Consider the following 15,044-nt stretch of genomic DNA (forward strand, 5'->3'; position numbering starts at 1 on the left):
ATCTTTCAACGCATTCCTTCACGCTCCTCGCGAATGTCGCATGTCCTTTCGGACATGTTTAATGCGACATGTCCGACGACGCTAGCGCCAGGCGCGGCGATGCATGAACCTGTCCTTCAGGATAGGGCGGCCCGATGCGCGGTCGGGCCGAAGAATGCGCGGAGCCGCGGCGAGCGCGGCTTCAGAACGAGGCCGGCAGGTCCCACGATTGCAGCGGGATGTTGGGCGCGACCGACTTGACCGGCGTGTACCACAGCTTGCCGCTCGGGCCGACGGCGACGCGGCCCTTGCCGGGCATGGTCTGGAAGGTCTCGACGTCGCCGGTGAAGGGGGCGAGCCGGACGACCTCGAGGCTGGCGAGGCCGGCGTAGACGTGGCCGGTGAAGGCGTCGTGGGCGAGGCTGGTGACGTCGGACATGAGGTCGACGACGAACTCGGCCTGCTTGGTGAGGACGTTGAAGCGGTAGATGCTGCCGCCGTCGAGGGCGACGAGCATGTGGACGGGGCTCACCGGGGCGCTGGCGGTGACGCGGGCGTCGAAGGTGAAGACGACGCCCTGCATGGCGGTCTCGAGGTCGGCGTCGTTGTACTGGCCGTTCATGGTGCTGTTGCCGACGTAGAGCACGCGGTCCTCGCCCCACGCGAGGCCGTGCGGGCCGGCGTCGGCGGAGGTGCTTCCGAACGGACCGTCGCCCTGGGTGACCTGGGCGACGATGACAATCGGCAGCGGGTTGGCGATGTCGGCCTCGTCGAGGCGGGCGACGCCCTGCGGCGGGTCGGCCTGGCAGCCGCAGGCGGCGCAGCAGGTGTAGGTGATGGCGACCTCGCCGAGGCCCTCGACGGGCTTCGGCGGGCTCGGCTCGGCGCTCAGCGGCGGGACCTGCTTGAGCTGCGGGACGGTCAGCCGGCGCAAGACCTTGACCTCACCCATGTTGAGGTTGGCGACGCCTGTCCATTCGGTCAGCTCGCCGCCGGGCGTGAGCCGCCGCAGGTAGTCGGGGCCGCTGCGCAGGGTGACCATCCAGGCGTTGCAGTCGTCGGCGAAGTCGATGCCGCCGATCTCGGTCGAGAACGGGCCGTTGAGCAGCTCGGCGCTCGGCTCCTCGCACTCGACGACGCGCTCGCAGCTGCACAGGGTGCCCCAGCAGCGGCCGTCGTCGGTGCAGGCGACGTCGGCGCAGGGGGCGAGCGGGACGCAGGCGCCGACGCCGTCGCAGGTGCTACCTGGCCCGCAGGACAGGTCGGCGCAGGGGGCCTCGGCGCCGGCGAGGGTGCAGGGGTCGCCCTCGGCGTGGCACTCGCCGCTGATGACGTCGCACACCTGTCCCACGGGACAGGCCGCGTCCTGGCCCTGGCACGAGGTGACGCACACGTCGCCGACGCACTGCTGGTTGGGCTGATCGCAGACGCCGCAGCCGGGGCCGGTGGCGGTGCCGTCGGTCTGCGCGGGCTCGGTGGTGCCGACGGTCGGCTCGGCGGTGGTGCCGGTGGTGGTGCCGCTCGTGGTCGGGACCGCGGTGTCGCTGTCGCTGTCGCTGCCGAGAGTGGTGGGCTCGGCGGCGGTCGACGGCCCAGGATCGGTGAGCGTGGCCATGGTCGCGGTCGCGGCCGTGATGCCGCCGGTGCCGGTGGTGTCGCGGCCAGGGTCGCCGCACGCGACGAACACGAGGATTGCAGCCGCGACGCTCCGCGGCGATGTGCCAGATTCCATCTCTCGAACCTCCGAACCGGGCGATGGTAGCCGGCCCGCGGACGGCGGCGTACGAAGTCGCGGCGGTGTGCGACGATTGCCGGCGCGGGCCCGCGCGAGCGATCGAGCGACCGCGATGTCGGGCGATCGGTGACGGCGCGTCGGGGACACGCCGGCCCCTCACCCGCGGTTGTGGACCACGCGCGCGTCAGCCGGGCGATTCGACGAGGCGGAGGAAGGCGCGGTGATGGGTGAGCGGGAGCATGTGGCCGGCGCCAGGGACGGTGATCCGCTCGGCCTGCGGGAGCAGGGCACCGAGGCGTTCGGCGACGGCGCGCGGGGCCGCGGGGCCGTCGTCGCCGGTGACGAGGCGGATCGGACAGGTCACGCGGGCGAGGTCGATGCCGGCGAAGGTGGCGCCGAACACGGCCGGTCCGCCGATGAAGTGGCGCTCGCGGGCGCCGCCGACGATGGCCAGGCGGTCGGCCTCGGGCAGGAAGTCCCACAGCTCGGGGTCGCTCCAGAATTCGAGGAAGCGCCGCGTGGCGGCCTCGAATTCGCCGGCGAGCACGAGCTCGCGGCAGGCGGCCTCGACGGCCGCGACGGGCGCGAGGGCCGGATCCCGGGGGTCGAGCAGGCCGAAGGCGACCGGCTCGACGAGGACGAGGTCGCGCACCCGCTCCGGGGCGGCGGCGGCCAGGCAGAGCGCGAGCACGGCCCCGTACGAGTGGCCGACCACGCGGGCCGGGCCGTCGCCGAGGCGCTGGAGGAGGGCCAGCAGGACGGTGACCTGGCGCTCGAGCAAGGTCTCGGGGGACATGTCCGCGGGGCAAGGCGTGAGGCCGTGGCCGTAGAGGTCGGGGGCGGCGACCGACCAGCGGGGGGCCAGGGCCGCGAGGGCCCGCTCCCACTGGACGCCGCTGCTGGCGCCGGCGTGCAGCAGCAGCAGCGCGGGGCCGCTGCCGGCGTGGCGGTAGGAGGTGTCGGCGCGGTCGGCGTGGAGGATCGGCACGGGGATGTCGGGACAGGGTGAGAAGGACAAGTCGAAACGGACAGGTCTGCAGGGGCAGGTCGCAAAGGTCAGGCCGCGGCGGGGCGGCCGAGCTCGAGCACGCGGGCGCCGCCGAGCGCGGCGATGTCCTCGGGGTCGTGGGCGGACAGGACGATGGCGACGCCGCGGGCCCGGGCGGCGACGAGGGCGGCGACGAGGGCGGCCCGGGCCTCGCGGTCGAGGCCGGCGAACGGCTCGTCGAGGACGTAGAGCGCGCCGTCGCCGAGAGTGAGGGCGGCGGCGACCAGGCGCTTGCGCATGCCGAGGCTGTAGGTGGTGGCGAGGTGATCGATGGCGGGGCCGAGATCGGCGAGCGCGATGGCCCGCTCGCGGCCGAGCGGGTCGCGGAACACGGCGGCGTAGAACTCGACGAGCTCGCGGCCGGTGAGGCCCTGCGGGACCTCGACCTCCTGGGCCAGGTAGCGCAGGGCGGCGCGCGCGGCCAGCGGGGCGCTGCGCAGGTCGTGGCCGCCGAGGATGACGCGGCCGGCGTCGGGGATGACGCCGCCGGTGAGGCAACCGATCAGGGTCGACTTGCCGGCGCCGTTGGGGCCGACGAGCACGAGGGCCTCGCCCGCCGCGAGGTCGAGGTCGAGGTGTTCGAAGAGACAGGTCGTGCCGTAGCGCTTGGTCAGGCCGCGGGCGACGAGCGGGGCGTTCATGCGCGGCAGTGTAGCGCCGCGGGCGGTCGGATGGATCGCAGGCGGCGACGGCGAGCGCGCGCGGTCGCCGGGAGAGAACCCGGGCGCGGGGATCGACGGGCCGGCAAGCGAACGCACGGGGAGCCGTCGCCGTGTCACGAAGGGCGGCGGACCGCCGAACAGGCGCTGGCCGGCGTCCGGGGGGCAGGGCATGGTACCGCGGCGAGGGGCGCGGCGACGCGTCCGCGGGCTCCGGGGAGCCGGGCCGGTGACGACGATGACGGCAGCCGAGTCCCTACGAGCACTCTGCGCCGCAGAATTCGTCGGCCTGGCTGATGCACGCGGGGTCCCAGTCCCTTTCGCAGCAGTAGGTGTCGCGGCCGCACACGCACGCGACGATGTCCGGATCGTCGCACGCCGCGTCCGAGGACGGCTCACAGCACGGCTGGCCGCCCGCAGGCAAGTCGACCCCCGGTACGGGGTCGGATTCACAGCTGTCCACAAAAGGGATCCATAGCACCAGGCTCGCTGCGAGAATTCCGATCTGATTGCATAGCATCGCGTTCCTCTTTTCCGGCGGCCCAGCCCCCCTGGGCTGGGGGCACACCTCGCCGGAATTGTGGGCTCACGGAGGAGCGCGGCAATCGTGCGCCTTGCGATGCGCCACAGGGCACAGCTGTCCGCGACGCGACGGGAGCCGTGAGACAGCGCGCGAGGAGCCCCCGCTCGCGTGACCTGGGCCTCGGCGGCCGTGCACCGCGGCGGTCGACGGCGTGGCGCACACACGACATTCGTCATTTGCGTCACGGCACGACAAGCCGCGCGCGCACACGTCGATGCCGTCGCCGCGGGGTTCGTCGAGACTGTGTCGATTGCACGAGCAACCTGGATCACTTGGGGCAGCGGCGGCGCCGCTGGCGGCGGGGCGCGCGCTGGGCCTGCGGTGACGCGCTTCACGAGAAATCTCCAGAGAGTGCGCTGGCCCGCAGTTCGACCGCGTGTCCGCGGACCCGGCGCCGTCGCTGCCGGCAGAACGACGGTCGTGCGGGCATTCTCGGGATGCTCGATCCATGTGCCCTCGATGGCGGTGACGCCTGTCCGGCCAATGCCTGGCGCCGATGTCGGTGTCATTGTGGTGCGCCGCATCCGCTGTGATTGCGGTGGAGTCGGATATCTGCACACTTGGGCGACGGCGAGGGTCCGGGAGTCCCCGGTCCGATCGACCGTCTGAACGGAGGATAATCATGCGGGTCAAGCCATACACTCGTCGGATCGCCTGTCTGGCGCTAGGAGCCTGTCCAGGAAATCGCGTGGCCGAAGGCGCGGGGCCGTGGAGATCTGGGTGACGGCGGGCACGGAGCGGCGGAGCGGGTCCCTCGCGACGGCGGGGCCCTCCCAGGCAACGTGCTCGGCGCCCTTGGGCTTCGATGATGAGCTGTCGTTGAGGACAGGTTCGTTCGTGCTTCGCGGACGATGGCGCCTGCGCGCGGTTGCCTGCGGCCCCTCCCGCCTGCGTCCCACTCCGCCGCTCCGTGCCCGCCTGCGGAGAGCGTCGCCGGCCCCGCTTGTCGCCGTGCGGGTTCATTCGCCCAGGCCATGCGCCCGGATGTCTCGAAGGACATGAGAATCCTCGCGACGAATCAACGATGTTCACAGCTCGATTTCGCGCGAAGGTATTTCATGAAGGACGGCATGAGCAAGACATTCCGCCCGTGGGAGATCGACCAACTCCAGCTCCTGCCGCCGTCCGTGCACGAGCTCGTGCCGGAGGGCCACGTCGCCCACTTCGTGCGGGATCTGGTGCGGGAGTCGCTCGACCTGTCGGAGATCTTCGGCGCGTACACGGAGGAGCGCGGGCAGCCTCCGTTTCACCCTGCGATGATGACTGCGCTGCTCCTGTACGCCTATTCGCAGGGCGTGTTCTCGTCGCGGAAGATCGCGCAGGCGTGTGAGCAGCGAGTTGACTTCATGGCCGTAACTGCGTGTCAGCGGCCGGATCATCGCACGGTTAATGACTTCCGCCGGCGGCATCTCCCGGCGCTCGGCGGTCTCTTCGGCCAGGTTCTCCGGCTGTGCCAGAAAGCCGGACTGGTGAAGCTCGGACACGTCGCGCTCGACGGGACGAAGATCAAGGCGAACGCCTCGAAGCACAAGGCGATGAGCTACGCGCGGATGAAAGAGGTCGAGCCGCAGCTCGCGGCCGAGGTCGCGCGGTGGTTCGCTGAGGCCGACGACCTCGATCGTAGCGAGGACGATCGGCACGCGGATGGTCGCGGCGACGAGATGCCGGCATGGGTGCAGAGCAAGCAGGAGCGCCTGGCAAAGATCCGTGCGGCGATGGCGGCGCTCGAGACCGAGGCTGCCGCCGAGGCCGCTGCTCGTGACGGGGACCGACGCGCAGCCCAGGAGGCCAGGGCGCGCGACGAGGAACGGCCGGAACCGACTGTGCCGCGACCTCACCACATGGCTGATGGGACACCTTCGGACAAGGCCCAGCGCAATTTCACCGATCCCGAGAGCAAGTTGATGATGACCAAGGACGGCTTCGTGCAGGGCTACAACGCCCAGGCCGCCGTCGACAGTGCCTCCCAGGTGATCGTCGCCGAGATGGTGATCGCCGAGCAGAACGACGTCCGTGCGCTCGCACCGATGCTCGCACAGATCAAGGCGAACACGGGCAGGCAGGCGCGTGAACTGTCGGCCGACGCGGGCTATTGCTCGGAGGCGAATCTCCGCGAGCTCGGTCGCCGACACGTCCGTGGCTACATCGCCACCGGACGGATCAAGCACAGCGAGGGGAGCGCGAAGGGTCGCATCGGCCAGCTCCCCGGCACACGTGCCCATGACATGCGCATGCGACTCGCCCGCGCCGGATATCGGAGTCGCTATCACCTGCGCAAGCAGGTCGTCGAGCCCGTCTTCGGCCAAATCAAGGCCGCGCTCGGCTTCGGCCGCTTCCTCATGCGCGGTATGAAGAAGGTGCAGCTCGAATGGCGGCTCGTCTGCACCGCTCACAACTTGCGCAAACTGCTGACCGCAGTCGGTCGCGCCGCACTCGCCGCCGCTCGGTGAGCCTCCCGCACGACGACAAGCGGGGCCGGCGACGCTCTCCGCAGGCGGGCACGGAGCGGCGGAGTGGGACGCAGGCGGGAGGGGCCGCAGGCAACCGCGCGCAGGCGCCATCGTCCGCGAAGCACGAATGAACCTGTTCTCAACGACAGCTCACCATCGAAGCCCACGGGCGCCGAGCACGTTGCCTGGGAGGGCCCCGCCGTCGCGAGGGACCCGCTCCGCCGCTCCGTGCCCGCCGTCACCCAGATCTCCACGGCCCCGCGCCTTCTGGCGCGCGTTTTCTCAGGCAGGCTCCTAGCTGGTGCATTATCTCTGAATTGCGGGTTCGAGGATGACGCGAACCGTGCCGGCTTTGATTCCTTCATCGACCTGTCCGACGCGGTGGACGGGCAGGCGAACGACCACGGCGAGGACGAAGACGGAGACGGGAACGACCAGGGGGAGGACGAGGACGGGGACGGGGATGCGAACGACCAGGGGGAGGACGAAGACGGGGACGGGAACGAGCAGGGCGAGGATGAGGATGGGGACGAGGACGAGCAGGGGGAGGACGAAGACGAGGAGGCGAACGAGCAGGGGGAGGACGAAGACGAGGATGCGAACGACCAGGGGGAGGACGAGGACGGGGACGAGGACGGGAACGACCAGGGGGAGGACGAGGACGGGGACGAGGACGAGAACGACCAGGGCGAGGACGAAGACGGGGACGGGGACGAGAACGACCAGGGCGAGGACGAGGAAGGCGATCAGGACGTGCGCCCAGGCGGCGAGCGACCGGTGATCAGGGCGGCTGGTTGAGGAGACGATTTCATCCCTCGGAGGCTCGCGGCGAGCAGGACCTCGATGGGCATCGGCCCGCCGAGGAATGCTGCGACGTCGACGAATCGTGGGAACGGGCGGGGCGCGATCGAGGCCCCGCGGACCGGCGGCTCAGCCGCCCTGGACCCACTTGAGGACGGCGAACAGGTTGCTGTAATCGTCGGTCCACATGCGGAGGTCGGTCGAGACGCCGCTGGTGTCGCCCTGACGGGTCTTGACGAGGGGGTCGTCGAGGAAGGCGCGGTTGTTCGAGAGCAGGCCCCAGTCGGCGGCGTAGACGCCGCGCGGGTCGTCGCTGTGATTCTCGATCCACACGAACTCCCGCGCGAAGTGCTGCGCGAGCTGCTTGAGCACCGGGCGGATGTCGACGTGGCGGTTGCTCATGTTGGCGGCCAGGATCCCGTCGGGCTCGAGGTGGCGGAAGTAGGTCTCGAACGCCTCGCGGGTGAGCAGGTGCATCGGGATGGCGTCGCTGCTGAAGGCGTCGAGGATCAGGACGTCGTAGGCCTGATCGGGCTCGCGCTCGAGCGAGAGGCGGCCGTCGCCGAGCACGACCTCGGTGGCGGCCTCGGTGCGCTCGAAGTAGGTGAAGTACCGGCGGCTGAGCGGCTCGACCTCGGGGTCGATCTCGTAGATCCGGATGCTGTCGCCGGGGCGCCCATAGGTCAGCAAGGTGCCCGAGCCGAGGCCGAGCAGGCCGATCTTCAGCGGCTCGCCGGCGCGCCGCTTGGGGTGGCGCGTGAGCGCGGTGCCGATCCCGCTCTCCTCGGCGAAGTACGAGTTGTGCCACATCTGGCGCTCGCGGTCGAGGTACTGGAAGCCGTGGTTGATGGCGCCGTGGAACAGGATCCGCCGCGCCTGCAGCGGATCGTGGGTGTAGCGGTCGGCGACCCGCAGCACGCCGAAGAAGCCGCGCTCGATCGTCAGCGCCTCGCTGGTGCGGTAGCGGGCCTCGATCACCAGGTTGACCGCGAGCAGCACGATCGCGGCGATCGGCAGCAGCCAGGCCAGCCGGGCCCGGCCGTGGTTGATGCGCGCGCCGGCGTCGATCCACCGCGGGCCGGAGGGGCTGTCCATCGGGACAGGGTCGGAAGGACCTGTCGGAACGCGCAGGCTCCACAGGAACCCGAACAGCAGCATGCACAGCAGGGCGCCGGCGAGCGGGGCGATGTAGCGGAACGAGTCGGGGCTGTCGTGCTGGACGCGCCACAGGGTGTAGGCGACGGCGGCGGCGCCGGCGAGGACGACGGCCGCGACGCCGCGGCCGGGCAGCTCGAGCCGCTGGTCGCGGCGGAACGCGTGCAGGACCAGCAGCGAGGTGGCGACGAGGCCGATGTGCAGCTCGTAATAGGCGGAGAACACCAGCGGGGCGATCGCGCCGACGAACACGCCGCCGAGCGCGCCGCCGACCGAGAGCGCGAGGTAGAAGGCCGTGAGGTGGCGCGGGTGCGGGCGCAGGCGGTACAGCTCGCCGTGGCAGACCATGGCGTAGATGAAGATCGCGGCGCAGTAGACCAGGGCCTGCTGCTCGATGCCCGCGTCGGCGCCGGCCAGCATCAAACCGACGACGCCCGCGGTGGCGCCGACGAACAGCGGGTAGAACAGCCACCGCGGGTACCACCTCTCGCTCGAGAAGCAGAGGATGAAGCTCATCAGATAGAGCGCGAGCGGGATGACCCACAGGAACGGGACGCTGGCGACGTCGATCGCCATCTGATTGGTCATCGCCAGCAGCATGATCGAGGCGCAGGCGCCGAGGGCGACCCATACGGCCCGCAGGCCCCAGGTCGGCGCGAGGACCTCCGCGCCGGCGAGGTCGCCGGCGGGCTCGGCCGCGGCGCGGGCGGAGGCGCGCGTGGTCTGCACGGCGATCGTGCCGCACAGCAGGCAGAAGCCGGCGAAGCCGAGGAACCACAGCGAGGCCTGGGTGACCGAGCCGAGGCGCGGCTCGACGAGGAACGGGAAGGTCAGGAGGCCGAGCAGCGAGCCGATGTTCGACAGGGCGTACAGCGGATACGGCGAGCGCGACGGGTGCAGCCGCGAGAACCACGCCTGCACCAGCGAACCGGTGGTCGACAGGGCGAAGTACGGCAGGCCGACGCTGACCGTCAGCACGAGCAAGATCTGGAGCAGCGGAACGCCGTCCCCTTCGGGCTTGTAACCCTCGGGCGGGAAGATGGTCGGGGCGCCGGCGAGGAGCGCCGCGACCAGCACGGCGAGGTGCACGAGTCCCTGCCTGCGCGCCGGCAGGGCCATGACGGCGTGCGCGTACGCATAGCCGGCCAGCAGCAGGCACTGAAAGAACAGCATGCACGTGGTCCACACCGCAGGCGTGCCGCCGAACCACGGAAGGATGATCTTGCCGATCAGGGGCTGGACCTGAAACAGCAGGAACGCGCTGAGGAAGATGGTGAGGGCGAAGAGCAGCACGGGCGCGGCGAGGGTATCACCGGGGCCGCGGGATGCGTCATGCCGTTCGGGGGTCCAAAGGACGCCTGTCCGCCTCGCGGCGCGAGGTCCGTGCGCCAGCTAACGGCAGTGCGGCGGCGAAGGCGGCGTGGCGAGGGCTGGCCTCGGATATAAGGAGGATGCTGCCATGACCCGTTTTCGTTGTTCTTGCACCCTTCTCGCCTCGCTGTTGACCCTGCCCGCATGCGGCGACGATGTCGGATCGTCGGGCAGCGAGACGGTAGGCGTCACCGGCCAGCCCACCACCAACAATCCGACCTCGAATTCGACGATGACGAACCCGACGACCGGTTCGTCGATGTCGGGCTCCGAGGCGACGTCGAACCCGAGCGGGACCGACAGTGACAGCGACAGCGAGACGTCGACGCCCACGAGCACGGGGATGGTCGACCCGACCAACACCTCCGGGGGGCTGCCGAAGCTCGACGTCGGGGTCGAGGAGACCACCGACGGCGGGACCACCGGCGAGGAGGTGGGCTGTCGCAAGGTCGACTTCCTGTTCATCATCGACAATTCGGGGTCGATGGGCGACGAGCAACAATCGTTGATCGCCAGCTTCCCCGGCTTCATCTCGGCGATCCAGAGCCAGCTCGACGAGGCCCAGGACTATCACATCATGGTGATCGACACCGATCACTGGGTGTTCGCCGGCTGCGAGCTGATCTGCGGCCTGTTCGGCAACACCTGCCCGGTGGCCGGCCTCGATTACACGTGCGGGACGCCGCCGCTCGAATGCGAGGACGTGCTCGGCGCCGGCGTCACCCACCCGCGCGGGCTGCAGTCGAGCTCGAAGGATTGCAACTTCTCGACCGGCCTCCGCTACATGGACATCACCGAGCCCGACCTCACGTCGGCGTTCGCCTGCGCGGCCCAGGTCGGCACCGGATCGACGGACGACCCCGAGAAGCCGATGGAGGCGATGGTCCAGGCGGTCGCCCCCAACGGCCCGGCGTTCGAGTGCAACGCCGGCTTCCTGCGCAAGGACGCGATCCTGGTCGTCACCTTCGTCACCGACGAGGACGACAACTTCGGCGACGGCTCGGCCGGCAACCCCGCCGGCTGGAAGGCGTCGCTGGTGGCCGCCAAGAAGGGCGACGAGAAGGCGCTGGTGGTCCTCGGCCTGTACGGCGACAACGACCAACCCAACGCGATCTGCCCGCCGCTGGTCGACAGCTCCGGCGCCGAGCCGAGCCCGCGCCTGCGGGAATTCGTCGACTCGTTCGGCGACCAGGGCATCTCCGGCAGCATCTGCGCGCCCAGCTACGACTCGTTCTTCGCCGAGGCCGTCGGCCTCATCGAGTCGACCTGCGACGATTTCGTGCCCCCGCCGATGTGATGTGATTGGGCCCGAAGGACAGGTCTGAAAAGGCAGGTCCGACGGGGCAGGATCGAGACGAGGGCGCCCGCGCGGCGCGGCCGGCTCCGCGGCCAGCGCCGCCCGGGCGGTCGCGCCGGTTTCGCGCCCGGCGCCGCGCGCTGGGGTACCATCGCCGCCGCAGCGATGCATCGACCCGGCCACCTCGAACGCTCGACGCGCGCGCACCCGCGCGAGGTGTCGGGGCCGTGCCGGGCCGCGTGCGCGCCGGAGTGAGGGCCCACGTGGACTTCGTGTTGCCCGAGCGGCCGATCCGCATGCGCCTCGTCGCCGGGCGCGGCCACTACGAGGCGGTGATCCCGGCGCTCCGCTCGGCCCGCACGAGCGTGTGGATCGCTACGGCGAACCTGAAGGAGCTGCTGGTCGAGGACCCACGCGCGACGACCCGCTCGCGCAGCCGATTCCACTCGGTGCTCGAGGTGTTCAGCGCGCTGGCCCAGCAGAAGGTGGAGCTGCGGATCTTGCACGCAGCGCCGCCGTCGGGGCCGTTCCGCCGCAGCTTCGATCGCCGCGCCCGGCTCTACAAGGGCGGGCTGGAGCTGCGCCAGTGCCCGCGCGTGCACCTCAAGACGGTCATCGTCGACGGCCGCCTGTGCTACCTCGGCAGCGCCAACTGGACCGGCGCGGGCCTCGGAGCCAAGGGCGAGGGCCGGCGCAACTTCGAGATCGGGATGCTGACGGAGGACGAGGACGTGATCGACCAGGTGCAGGCGATGTACGAGGCGATCTGGAGCGGCCGCATGTGCAAGTCCTGCAAGCTGCGCAACTCGGGCTGCGAGGCGCCGCTCGACCTGGCGACCCGCCCGCTGAAGCGGCCCGGCGGCGCGACGTAGCGCCGCGACCGGCCACTTGGGGCGGCCGCGTCGCTCGTCGGTGGGGCGCACGGCCTGCACGAAGACATCGCGGCCGTCGAGGTTCGCCGTGCCGCGGGGTAGGCCTTCCGCCGGTGCTCGCACGGCCCGAGATTGCCCGCTCCTTCGGCCTGTCGCCGATGCGCTTCGAGACGTGGGCCCGCCGGCAGCGCGGGATGGCTTGACCGCCGTTCGCACGAGGTCGTGATGGGCCGAGATCCGGGGGAAGGCGAGGTGTCGCCCTACTGCGCGCCGTCCCGCGAGGCGGGCCCGTGCGGATGGCTCGTCGCTGGGCTGTCGGATCGGTTGCGACGGCACAGCGACCTGCCGCTGGTCCGCAGGAGCACTCGATGGCGGCGCTCGACCAGGAGGGCATCGAGGACGCAGATCGAGCCGCGCGACGCGGTGACGCAGCGAGCGGCGGCGGCGGGCCGAGGGGGCCGTGATACAGTCGCGCGTATGAGCGAGTCTCTGGGACTCAAGTGTCGCTGCGGCGCGGTGCGGGGGACGGCCAAGGAGCTGTCTCCGGGGACAGGGATCCACGTGGTCTGCTACTGCCGCGACTGCCAGGCGTTCGCGCGCTTCCTCGCGACGGAGGGGGTGCTCGACGCGGGGGGCGGCTCGGAGATCTTCCAGCTGACACCGTCGCAGCTGCGGATCGAGGCGGGCCAGGAGCATCTGCGGTGCATGCGACTGTCGGAGCGGGGGATGATCCGCTGGTACGCCGACTGCTGCCGCACGCCGATCGCCAACACGCTGGCCTCGGCCAGGATGCCGTTCGCCGGGCTGCTGGTGACGTTCTTCGACGCGCCGGTGGAGGTCCGCGAGCGCGTGCTCGGGCCGGTCGTGGCGCGGACGTTCGGCCGCGACGCGACGGGACCGACGCCGGCGGGCACGTACGAGAAGGTGACGTGGCGGGTGGTGCCGCGGATCCTCGGGCTGCTCGCGCGCGGCTTCGTCCGTCGCCGCGCCCTGCCGTCGCCGTTCTTCGCGCCGGGGGCCAAGCAGCCGCGGGTGGCCCCGACCGTGCTGACGGCGGCGGAGCGGGCGGCGCTCGGACCTGTCTGAACAGGAATGTCCGCCCGGGCATGTTCGAGAGGACAGGTGCGTCCGGACCTGCCCGATCGGGCAAGCTCCAGGCGGCGAGGGCGGCGTCATGGTGAGATCGGGGGGGGCCCGTCGAGCCGGTGGCGAGGGCGCGCTCGCAGCCCGGATCCAGGGGGCGTCGGGGGCCAGGGGCGAGCGCGGCGGACGCCTGGCTCCTGTGCGCCCGCGAGGCGCTCGAACGCTGGCCTGCGCGGTGCTCCGAGATCTTGGACATGTTCTATCGAGCATGCCTCTTCGGACATGCGCGATGCAACATGTCCCCGAGGGCATGCGCGAAAGGACCTACTCGCGCAGCTCCTCGAGCAGGCCGCGGACGCGCTCCTGGTCGCGCAGGCGGCCGGGGACGAGCTCGAGGTAGCGCTCGTAGTGGCGGCGGGCGGCGGCGAGGTCGCCGAGCTCGCGCTCGACGTCGCCGAGGAGGCGGTGGAGCTCGCCGACGTCGGGGGCGAGGGCGAGGGCGACGCTGGCGGAGGCGAGGGCCTGCTCGGGGAGGCCGCGGGCGAGCAGGCCGCGGGCGTGCCCGAGCGCCTCGAGGGCCTCCTTGTAGTCGGAGTACTCCTCGCCGTGGAGCAGGCGGTCGGCCGGGAAGTCGTCGAGCGGGGCGGGGCGGTCCTGGCGGCGGCCGAGGGCGTGGCGGAGGTCGATGGCGCGGAAGCGGCCGAGCGCCGAGGGGCCCTCGCCGACCCACATCACCATGGCGGTGGCGTCGACGACGACGGCGTGGGTGAGGTGGAGGTTGTCGAGCGCGTTGCGGTTGCCGAGGCCGAGCTCCTCGCCGCCGAGGCCCTTGCGGTCGCGCAGGATGGCGACGGCGCGCGCGGGGTCGACGGGCGCCTCGTTGAGCAGCTCGCCGAGGCGGTCGTAGCGGTAGCCGCTCGAGGTGAAGCGGCGGATCCGGTCGTTCTGGGCGTCGCGCTCGAACGACTCGCGCAACATGTGATTGGTGGCCCACACCAGCGCCTGGTCCTCGCCGCGCGGCTTGCGGTCGTCGCGGTCGCGCGCGAGCTCGACCACGGCGGCGCGGCGCTGGCGGCCGTCGCCGACCAGCACGGCGCCCGAGGTGCGCGTCGGCGCGGCCTGCAGGATCTCGAGCGCCTGCTCGAGGGTGTCGGCGTCCTCGAGGATCTGTCGCAGGATCAGCGGCAGGGGGACGCCCTCCTCGAGCGCGTCGTCGGTGCGCGTGGGGTCGAGGGCGACGAAGATCCCGCGGGCGTTGATGCCGGTGACGACGCCCATGAGGCCGGCCCAGCCGACCGAGGCGAACGGGTACTTGCCGTCGGGGTGGACGATGGCGACCAGGCGGTCGGGCTCGACGTCGAGGCCGAGGTCGGCGAAGAAGCTGCGGCCGATGACGAGGTTGCCGCGCTCTCCGCCGCCCTTGGGCCGCGCGGCGGCGGCGAACATGGTGCCCTCGAGCAGGACGTCGTCGAGGCGGCGGGTCAGCTCGACGAAGCTCTGGTCGAGGAACATGCGGTGGTAGCTCGAGAGGCGCTCGCCGCCGGCCTCGGGCATGGCGGCGGCCAGGGCCGCGAGCTCGCGGCGGACGCCGGGGGCGAGGCTCTGGTCGGACTCGCGGAAGTCCCAGCGCATGACCATGTCGGCGGTCCACCGCTCGAGGCCCTCGGGGTAGCGATGGCGCAACAGGCGCGCGACGTCGCGGTCGAGCTCTCCCCAAAGGCGGGCGGCGAGGCGGCCGTGGGCGTCGCCGATCTCCTCCGGCGGGCCCTCGAGGTGGAGGAACCACAGTCGGCTCTCGCGGGTGAGCGACGACCGGCCGTAGGCGACGCGACGGCCGGCGCGGTCGACCGTGAGCTCGGCGGCCGGGACGCGGACCTCCTCCGGGGACAGGTCGGTGTACGAGAGATAGCCGGAGTAGAGCGCGAAGGTGAGGATCGTGAGGGTGACGACGAGGGCGACCACGGCCCGCAGCAGCGCGAGCACGCTGCGCCCCTCGGGCTGGCCTCCGGAT

11 protein-coding genes are annotated in these 15,044 nt (G+C 71.5%); 5 read left to right on the plus strand and 6 right to left on the minus strand.

What is annotated here, in order from left to right; genetic code table 11:
* Nucleotides 1–181 precede the first annotated feature (181 nt).
* From K7C98_RS07710 to K7C98_RS07725, 4 genes are all read right to left on the minus strand, one after another.
* On the minus strand, nt 182–1,711 hold the full coding sequence (locus K7C98_RS07710) for a hypothetical protein (RefSeq protein WP_224190923.1): 1,530 nt from the start codon (nt 1,709–1,711) through the stop codon (nt 182–184).
* A gap of 187 nt (nt 1,712–1,898) precedes the next feature.
* Nucleotides 1,899–2,732 (minus strand): alpha/beta fold hydrolase, encoded by an 834-nt coding sequence (locus K7C98_RS07715; RefSeq protein WP_224190924.1) that lies wholly within the window; start codon nt 2,730–2,732, stop codon nt 1,899–1,901.
* A 38-nt stretch (nt 2,733–2,770) separates the two neighbouring features.
* Nucleotides 2,771–3,403: an ABC transporter ATP-binding protein gene (locus K7C98_RS07720; RefSeq protein ID WP_224190925.1), complete on the minus strand. Its 633-nt coding sequence runs from the start codon at nt 3,401–3,403 to the stop codon at nt 2,771–2,773.
* Between the two features lie 274 nt (nt 3,404–3,677).
* Nucleotides 3,678–3,884, minus strand: coding sequence for a hypothetical protein (locus K7C98_RS07725; protein WP_224190926.1), 207 nt, complete (start codon nt 3,882–3,884; stop codon nt 3,678–3,680).
* A 1,190-nt stretch (nt 3,885–5,074) separates the two neighbouring features.
* Here K7C98_RS07725 and K7C98_RS07730 point away from each other — a divergent pair.
* Nucleotides 5,075–6,454: an IS1182 family transposase gene (locus K7C98_RS07730; protein ID WP_224190927.1), complete on the plus strand. Its 1,380-nt coding sequence runs from the start codon at nt 5,075–5,077 to the stop codon at nt 6,452–6,454.
* Between the two features lie 228 nt (nt 6,455–6,682).
* A complete protein-coding gene (locus tag K7C98_RS07735) occupies nt 6,683–7,252 on the plus strand; it encodes a DNA polymerase V family protein (RefSeq protein ID WP_224190928.1) in 570 nt (189 codons plus the stop codon).
* Between the two features lie 132 nt (nt 7,253–7,384).
* Here the strand turns inward: K7C98_RS07735 and K7C98_RS07740 are convergent, their stop codons facing one another.
* On the minus strand, nt 7,385–9,703 hold the full coding sequence (locus K7C98_RS07740) for a spermidine synthase (RefSeq protein ID WP_224190929.1): 2,319 nt from the start codon (nt 9,701–9,703) through the stop codon (nt 7,385–7,387).
* Between the two features lie 166 nt (nt 9,704–9,869).
* Between K7C98_RS07740 and K7C98_RS07745 the strand changes: the two genes are divergently transcribed.
* The 3 genes from K7C98_RS07745 (at nt 9,870) to K7C98_RS07755 (ending at nt 13,036) form a co-directional block, all read left to right on the plus strand.
* Entirely contained in the window at nt 9,870–11,078 is a 1,209-nt protein-coding gene (locus K7C98_RS07745) for a hypothetical protein (protein ID WP_224190930.1), read from the plus strand.
* Between the two features lie 263 nt (nt 11,079–11,341).
* Nucleotides 11,342–11,950: a phospholipase D-like domain-containing protein gene (locus K7C98_RS07750; RefSeq protein WP_224190931.1), complete on the plus strand. Its 609-nt coding sequence runs from the start codon at nt 11,342–11,344 to the stop codon at nt 11,948–11,950.
* Nucleotides 11,951–12,427: 477 nt separating this feature from the next.
* Nucleotides 12,428–13,036 carry a DUF6151 family protein gene (locus K7C98_RS07755; RefSeq protein ID WP_224190932.1) on the plus strand — a complete coding sequence of 203 codons (609 nt, stop codon included), beginning with the start codon at nt 12,428–12,430 and terminating at the stop codon, nt 13,034–13,036.
* A gap of 321 nt (nt 13,037–13,357) precedes the next feature.
* On the opposite strand, the gene K7C98_RS07760 is transcribed toward K7C98_RS07755, so the two are convergent.
* A partial coding sequence (locus tag K7C98_RS07760) for a C45 family autoproteolytic acyltransferase/hydolase (RefSeq protein WP_224190933.1) occupies nt 13,358–15,044 on the minus strand: 1,687 nt, incomplete at its 5' end.

This window comes from Nannocystis pusilla (assembly GCF_020073745.1).
GTDB classification, from domain to species: Bacteria; Myxococcota_A; Polyangia; order Nannocystales; family Nannocystaceae; genus Nannocystis; species Nannocystis radixulma.

What these genes read in the sequence shown, in the direction of transcription:
- K7C98_RS07755 (WP_224190932.1), top strand. Translation starts at nt 12,428, where the DNA reads ATGAGCGAGTCTCTGGGACTCAAGTGTCGCTGCGGCGCGGTGCGGGGG.
- K7C98_RS07730 (WP_224190927.1), top strand. Translation starts at nt 5,075, where the DNA reads ATGAGCAAGACATTCCGCCCGTGGGAGATCGACCAACTCCAGCTCCTG.
- K7C98_RS07745 (WP_224190930.1), top strand. Translation starts at nt 9,870, where the DNA reads ATGACCCGTTTTCGTTGTTCTTGCACCCTTCTCGCCTCGCTGTTGACC.
- K7C98_RS07710 (WP_224190923.1), bottom strand. Translation starts at nt 1,711, where the DNA reads ATGGAATCTGGCACATCGCCGCGGAGCGTCGCGGCTGCAATCCTCGTG.
- K7C98_RS07720 (WP_224190925.1), bottom strand. Translation starts at nt 3,403, where the DNA reads ATGAACGCCCCGCTCGTCGCCCGCGGCCTGACCAAGCGCTACGGCACG.